This is a genomic window from Peptoniphilus sp., assembly GCF_050943655.1.
In the GTDB taxonomy this organism is placed as follows: domain Bacteria; phylum Bacillota; class Clostridia; order Tissierellales; family Peptoniphilaceae; genus Peptoniphilus_A.
This window is the reverse complement of sequence record NZ_JBMNPQ010000095.1, coordinates 1-4,320: the sequence shown is the minus strand read 5'-3', so window position 1 is coordinate 4,320 and position 4,320 is coordinate 1. Positions and strand designations below refer to the sequence as shown.

Here is a 4,320-nt window from a genome sequence, read left to right as displayed (position 1 = left end):
ATTATACATAAAAGAGAAATAAATGATTAAGGAAGATTGATTTTGATAATTATGGACGATATAAAGTTAGCACCATTTACTAAATGGACTGGTGGTAAGAGGCAGTTGCTAAAAGATATAAAAAAACTTTTACCAAATAATTACAATAGATACTATGAACCGTTTGTTGGTGGTGGAGCTGTATTTTTTGAATTGCAACCTAAGAGAGCAACTATTAATGACTTGAACAATGAATTGATACTTGCTTATAAACAAATTAGAGATGATGTAGAAAATCTAATAAAACTATTAGAAATTCATTCAAAAAATAATTCCAAAGAATATTACTTAGACTTAAGAAGCGCAGATAGGGATGGAAGAATTGAAAACATGACTGACACAGAGAAGGCAGCTAGGATTTTATATATGTTGCGAGTAAATTTCAATGGTTTATATAGGGTTAATAAAAAAGGTCAGTTTAATGTTCCTTATGGAAGATATAAAAATCCCAGAATTGTTAACGAAGAATTACTGCGAAATGTTAATCTCTATTTAAATAATGACGATATTTTAATACGTAATACAGACTTTGAAGATGCTGTTTCAGATGCTAAAGAGGGTGATTTTGTTTATTTTGATCCACCATATGCACCTATTTCAGCTACAAGTTCATTTACAGCATATACCCATGATGGATTTGATGAAAAAGATCAGTTAAGGCTTTGTAAAACATTTAAGGACCTTACAAATAAGGGAGTCAAGGTAATGCAGTCAAACTCTGATGTTGGTGCAATCCATGAGCTTTATGATGGAATAGATGGTGTTAATATAAATGTTGTAAGAGCAAATAGAAGTATTAATTCAAATTCATCTGGGCGAGGCAAGATTAATGAGTTGATAATTAGAAATTATGGAGAGTGATTATAATGGATATAAATGTTTACTTTTCAGACAGAAAAAGTAAATTAGTTCTTGCGGATACATTTGAATATTTAGAAGCTGCTCCAGAAGAGAGATTTGATATGATTTTTGCAGATCCACCTTATTTTTTAAGTAATGATGGTTTTTCTAACAGTGGTGGAAAAAAGGTCTCCGTCAATAAGGGTGACTGGGACAAAATTGATGGTTTGGAAAGTAAGCATAAATTCAATAGAAGTTGGATTAGATTGGCAAAAAGGACATTAAAGCCAAATGGAACTATATGGATATGTGGAACTTTGCACAATATTTACTCTGTTGGATTAGCTTTAGAGCAAGAAGGATTTAAGATCATGAATAATATTACTTGGGAAAAGACTAACCCGCCACCAAACCTTTCAAAAAGATATTTTACGCATTCAACGGAAACAATTTTATGGGCTAGAAAAGACTTCAAAGGTGCTAAACATTATTATAATTATGATTTGATGCGTGAAATGAATGGTGGTAAGCAAATGAAAGATGTATGGAGAGGTCCATTAACTCCACCAAGAGAAAAGAAGATGGGGAAACATCCAACTCAAAAACCTGAGTACATACTTGAAAAAGTTATCTTGTCATCAACAGAAGAAGGTGATTTGATTTTAGATCCTTTTGTTGGTAGTGGCACAACGGGAGTAGTTGCTAGAAGATTAAATAGAGCTTTTATAGGCGTGGATAATAATGAAGAGTATTTAGAAATAGCTAAAAAAAGATTGGAGGCCATAGATGGAAAATAGTTATAGGGAATATTTGTCACTTGAAACGGGAGAAAAAATTTCTTTATTTATGTCAACTCTTTCCTCAACAAATAGGACACCTGAATATTATGTTAATTGGAACAAAGCGGTAAACAACACAAGGGAATATGAATTAGAATTAAATACTTTAAATTTTTTAATTGGTAAGGAAAATATAAAAGAGTTAGCCGAAGGACTTTTTTCAGATCAACCAAATCTAATAAGAGCAATTCCATCTTTAATTGCGTGTCGTGATAAAAAATTTGATGTTTTAGAATTAGATGAAAATGTAAAATTCTATAATCTGGATTTTAAAAATGTTGATATAACTAAAATAAATGAATACATAAAATTTTGTGAAGACAGTGGACTATTTAACTTTTTAAAAAATGATGCCAACAGATCTCTTGTAGATTATGTATATGGTGTTGAAGTTGGATTGGACAGCAATGGCAGAAAAAATCGAAGTGGAACTACTATGGAAATGATAGTCGAAAAATACGTAAAGAAAACTTGTGAGGAAATCGGGTTTAAATATATGACTCAAGCGTCCCATATACAAATAAAAAGTCATTGGGATATTGATGTTCCCGTGGATAAATCTTCAAGAAGATTTGATGTCGCAGTATTCGATCCATATAGACGAAAACTTTTCTTAATTGAAACAAATTATTATGGCGGTGGCGGCTCAAAGTTAAAATCTGTTTCAGGTGAATTTGTTACACTTCACCAATTTTTAACATCTAATAGTGAGGATATTACTTTTATTTGGATTACTGATGGCCAGGGCTGGAAGACAGCACATATTCCATTATCAGAAGCTTTTTATAAAATAGATAATATTTTTAATATCGATATGTTGTCACAAAATTACTTAAAGTATGCTTTAACCGATGGAGAGTAATCAATAAATTATTAAATGTTTATATTTTATGATTGTAAGAAATTTCATACAATAAATATTTAATAAACTTCTTCTCAAAAATTATTTTATTATAAATTGGGTATAATGTTTGTGTTATGATATAGGTAGAATTTAATAGGAGGAAATTATGAAGGCTGATAAGATATTAATTAATCTAAATGAAATATTCTCACCTAAGGATATTGGAAGACCTTTAAGGGGAGATGAGATGAATGAGGCTACTGTTCTAAAGAATGGTTATATTGCCATAGCTGATGGAAAAATTCTTGAAGTTGGCGAAGGCGATGCTTGGGAAAATCTTAAAGACGACAGCACAGAAATTGTTGATCTAACTGGCAAGGTTGCTTCTCCTGGACTAATCGATGCTCACACTCACTTAGTTTATGGTGGAAGTAGAGAAAATGAATTTGCTATGAAGCTTAATGGAATGAGCTACCTAGAAATCCTAGAAGCTGGCGGCGGAATTCTTTCTACTTTAAAGGCAACTGAATCTGCAAGTTTTGATGAACTATACGACAAGACAGAAAAACTTTTGGAACACATGCTTGTTCACGGTGTAACTGCTGTTGAAGCAAAGAGTGGTTATGGAATTACTCTTGAAACTGAACTTAAAGAATTAGAAGTTCTAAAAAAATTAAATGAAGAATTCCCAAGTGATTTAATAATCACATTCATGGCAGCTCACGTAATTGCAGATAAATATAAAGATAATCCAGACGAATATGTAGACATCGTTATTGACATGATGCCCGAAGTTGCAAAGAGAAATCTTGCTGAATTCTGTGACGTATTCTGCGAAAAGGGAGTATTTACAGCTGAGCAATCAAAAAGAATTCTAGAAGCTGCAAAAGAACACGGATTTAAGACTAGAATCCACAGTGACGAAATTGAAAATGTCGGTGGAGTAAAAGTTGCAGCTGATGTTGGAGCAGTTTCTGCAGAACACTTGATGGTAGTTGACGATGAAGAAATTGAAATGTTGGCAGAAAATAATATTATAGGTAACCTTCTTCCAGGAACAACTTTCTCACTAATGCTTGACACTTATGCGCCAGCAAGAAAGATGCTTGAAAAGGGAATGGCAATTACTCTATGTACTGACTCAAACCCTGGTTCATGCCCAACAGCTAACCTTCAATTCATCATGCAACTTGGATGCTTAGAGATGAAACTTACTCCAATTGAAGTATATAATGCTGTAACTATTAACGCTGCTTACTCTGTTGATAGAGCTAAGACAATGGGATCTTTTGACAAGGGCAAGAGAGCTAACATCACTGTATTTGATGCAGGAACATTAGATTATACTCTATACTTCTTTGGTACAAACTTAACTCATCAAGTTTATATTGATGGTAATCTTGTTGTAGAAGATAGACAACTTGTTAAATAATAGAATATTTTTTAAAAAGACCAGAGATAATTATTTCTGGTCTTCATTCTTTTAAACTGAGAAAACATTATCACAATGTAGCTTGATAAGAAATTTTAAGAAGGAAATGACATTTTCTGCTATTTTACATCATTGTATGTTAGTTATGTGTTGAAAAATACAAGAGTCAATTTTTTTATGTTTTGAATTAAAAAAGTACTGTATTACTGATTATTGCCCTATATTATTGGATTTAGCACGGAAGCAGTATAGATATCACAAAATACAATACTATATTATCACAACACTAAGTTAATGAATTGGACTTTTTGTTGTAATAAGAAGTC

The 4,320-nt window shown here is 31.9% G+C and carries 4 protein-coding genes; all 4 read left to right on the top strand.

The features are described 5' to 3' along the window. Positions 1-51 precede the first annotated feature (51 nt). The 4 genes from ACOX6R_RS07315 (at position 52) to hutI (ending at position 3,994) form a co-directional block, all read left to right on the top strand. Positions 52-900, top strand: coding sequence for a DNA adenine methylase (locus tag ACOX6R_RS07315; RefSeq protein ID WP_433448775.1), 849 nt, complete (start codon positions 52-54; stop codon positions 898-900). 5 nt (positions 901-905) lie between these two features. Further along, positions 906-1,676, top strand: coding sequence for a DNA-methyltransferase (locus ACOX6R_RS07310; protein WP_433448773.1), 771 nt, complete (start codon positions 906-908; stop codon positions 1,674-1,676). Beyond that, entirely contained in the window at positions 1,666-2,580 is a 915-nt protein-coding gene (locus ACOX6R_RS07305; RefSeq protein WP_433448771.1) for a type II restriction endonuclease, read from the top strand. Before ACOX6R_RS07310 ends, ACOX6R_RS07305 begins: the two co-directional genes overlap by 11 nt. Positions 2,581-2,728: 148 nt before the next feature. Continuing rightward, entirely contained in the window at positions 2,729-3,994 is a 1,266-nt protein-coding gene (gene hutI / locus ACOX6R_RS07300) for an imidazolonepropionase (RefSeq protein ID WP_433448769.1), read from the top strand. Positions 3,995-4,320: the final 326 nt, after the last annotated feature.